The 549-nt window shown below is 63.4% G+C and carries 1 protein-coding gene; it reads left to right on the forward strand.

Going from position 1 to position 549, the window contains the following annotated elements; genetic code table 11:
* Positions 1–15: 15 nt before the first annotated feature.
* The coding region (locus tag IEZ19_RS50155; protein ID WP_506005025.1) for a transposase at positions 16–549 on the forward strand (534 nt) is incomplete at its 3' end.

Raw genomic sequence — 549 nt, forward strand, 5'->3', positions numbered from 1 at the left:
GGACGGTGGCGGCTGATGGCCATCGACGGCTTCGTGCTGGATATTCCCGATACTCCTGCGAACGACGAGAGGTTCGGCCGGTCCGGAGGAACGAAGAATCCGGCCCCTTTTCCCCAGGTGAAGATCGTGGGGCTGGGCGAATGCGGGACCCATGCCGTTGTAGCCGCACGGCTGGCGCCTTGGCGCGTGGACGAAGGTGTTCTCGCCGGGGAACTCATCATCGATTTCGAACCCGGCATGCTGGTCACCGCTGACCGGGGATTCTATGCCTACAATCTGTGGGCAGCTGCCGCGGCTACCGGGGCAGATCTGCTGTGGCGCATGCCTGACGGCCCTCACCTGCCAGTAGTGCGGCCCCTGAAGGACGGGTCGTACGAGTCCTTTCTGCTCGATCCTAAGGTCCGCCGCCGGCGCGCGGTCCAGCGACACCGCGGATCAGCGAACATCGAGCAACCGTCCGGGATCCCAGTTCGCGTCATCGAATACGAAGTGACGAACCGTGAAGGCAAGGGAGAGATCTTCTGCCTGATCACCACCATCATGGACCCC

It is taken from the genome of Streptomyces brasiliensis (assembly GCF_014647875.1).
Classification (GTDB): Bacteria; Actinomycetota; Actinomycetes; order Streptomycetales; family Streptomycetaceae; genus Streptomyces; species Streptomyces brasiliensis.